Origin of the sequence: Pseudomonas sp. EGD-AK9, from assembly GCF_000465935.2 — a bacterium.
Lineage (GTDB): Bacteria > Pseudomonadota > Gammaproteobacteria > Pseudomonadales > Pseudomonadaceae > Aquipseudomonas.
This window is the reverse complement of record NZ_AVOF01000432.1, coordinates 1-2327: the sequence shown is the minus strand read 5'-3', so window position 1 is coordinate 2327 and position 2327 is coordinate 1. Positions and strand designations below refer to the sequence as shown.

Below are 2327 nucleotides of genomic sequence, written 5' to 3'. Positions count from 1 at the left end.
CTGCGCCTTGCGCTCGCCGGGGCGCACCACCTGAGCGCTGAGATACAGGTCGTGACGCGCCCAGGCCGGGTCTATGGGCAGCTCGAAGGTCTTGCCTGCCGCCGGCACGCTGATTTCCTGCCACCACAGCGGCCCCTCGCTGGATTCCAGCAACAGGTAGCCGCTGCCGGCGGCCGGCGGGGTGACGCTGATTCTGGCCACATCGCCCGCCGCATAGGCCGGCTGGTCCAATGCCAGCTTGACCTGGTCCGGACGCACCGCGCCGCCCTCGGCGTTGTCCTGCCAGCGGTAACCGGCCCAGAAGCGCAGGCTGCTGAGCAGGCCGGTGCGGTTGTCCACCAGCTCGACCCGGTAGGGGCCCCACTCCACCGGGAAGCTGACCTTGGCGGTGCCGCCGGCCTCGATGCTCAGCGGCTCCTCGCTGAGGGTGAGGAATTTCTCGTTGAAGTTGTGCCGCCAGCCCTCACCGTCGGAGAAGCTCCAGAAGTAGTCGCGGCGCTCGCGCACCAGGCGCACGGTCAGGTCGGCGGCGGCCAGCTTGTTGCCGGCGGCATCGGCCACCAGCAGCTCGAACTCGGCCAGGCTGTCGGCATCCACCTCCTCGCCGTCGAACAGCCCGCGCAGCCCCGGCAGACGCTCGGCCGGCCATACCGGCTGGACGATGCGCCGGGTGATCGGCCGGCCGCCGGATTCCTGCAGGCTGGCCTGGAGGATCAGGCGCAGCGGCGATTTGGCCTCGCCCCAGCGGTTTTCCGGGCGCAGCACGGCACGGCCCTGGTCGTCGAGACTGATCTCGTCGAGTTCCTGATCCTGAGTCAGATCGGCCTCGGTGACGTCGCCGAACTGATAGCCCGGCAGGCTCGCCACCGCCTCGCGCAGCGGCCGCACGTAGAGCTGGCCGGTCAGGCGGTTGCCGGCGGCCGGCGCGCCGTAGAGGTAGCGGCCGGTCACGGCGAACTCGGCGGCGTCGCCGGGAGCGATGGGGTGCTCCTGGCCCTCGAGTTCCAGGGCCAGGCGTTCGGGGAGGAAGTCCTCGACGAGAAACTCGTACAGCTGCGGGCTGCCGTCGCCGAGGTCGAGCAGCAGCTGCCAGCGCCCGGTGGGCGCCTCCTCGGCCAGCTGCAGCTGGTACTGGTAGAGGCCACCCTCGTCCGCCGTCCAGACGAACTTGCGGCTGACCTGCTCGTCCGGCCGGCGCACCTCGACGCTCACCGGCTGAGCCTTGACCGGCTTGCCGTCGGCGTCGCGCAGCAGGGCATTGAGCAGCACCGTCTCGCCGGGGCGATAGAGGTCGCGCGGGCCGAACACGAACAGCTGCAGCGGATGCGCCTTGGGCCCGGCGATATCGAATTCGGCCAGGTCCAGCGCCGGTGCATTGAGGCGCAGCAGGCTGGTCTGCTCGCCCTGCTTGGCCAGCAGCAACTGGGCCTTGGCCGGCAGCGGCAACTGGGCGTGGCCGGCGGCGTCGGTCTTGCCCTCGGCGAGCAGCGCGCCGTCGCCATCGAGCAGCTCGAGCTGCACCCCGGCCTGCGCCTGGCCACCTTCCAGGGCCTGGGTGAAGACGTCGAGACGGTCGCGGTAGCGGTGCGCGGACAGGCCGATGTCGCTCAGGGAAAACAGCGTCGCCGGCTGCGAATAGCTGTAGCTGCCGGCCTCGCGCATCACCGCCAGGTACACCCCGGGCTGCTTGAACGGCTCCAGGCCGGCGATCGGCAGCAGCAGGGTCTCGCGCGTGTTGCGCGCCGGGTTGAGGTCGAAACGTCCGCCGTAGACCAGCTCAGCCATCGGCAGCAGCTCGCGCGCCTCCCAGGTGTCGAGGTTGCTGCTGCGCCCCCAGCGGGCGAGGAAGCCCGGCAGCGCCTCGGGCTTGATGCGGAAGAACTCGACGTTGACCTTGTCGACGTTCAGCGCGATCACCGGCAGGCCCTCGGCCAGGCGGGTCGGCAGCAGCGAGCCGCGGCTGGCGAAACCGACGCTGGCCTGTAGGTCGCGGGTCTCCAGGCGGCTGACGTGCTCGGCGGCAAGCTTGGCGCCATTGATGCCGCGCAGGCCGGCGTCGATGGTCAGCACCAGCTTGCGCTTGGGCTCCAGGTGGCGCAGGCGCAGTTCGCTCAGGTTTTCGGACAGTTCCCAGGCGCCGTCGACCTTGCCGTCCTTGCTGTCGACCAGGTGCAGGCGCTCGGCGAAGGGCTGGTCGGGATCGAGCGGCACGGAGAAGGTCACCGACAGCGCGCTGGCGCCGTCCAGTTGCACCTCGGACACGTCGACCACCTCCAGTTCGCGACCGGCATGGCGCGCGGCCAGCGCGGCGCGATCCACCGCCGGCT

Annotated in this window: 1 protein-coding gene; it reads right to left on the bottom strand. The window is 70.8% G+C overall.

Features of this window, described 5'->3' with window-relative positions:
• Nucleotides 1-2327 (bottom strand): alpha-2-macroglobulin (locus tag N878_RS18015; RefSeq protein WP_021444973.1); only part of this gene is annotated, 2327 nt, incomplete at both ends.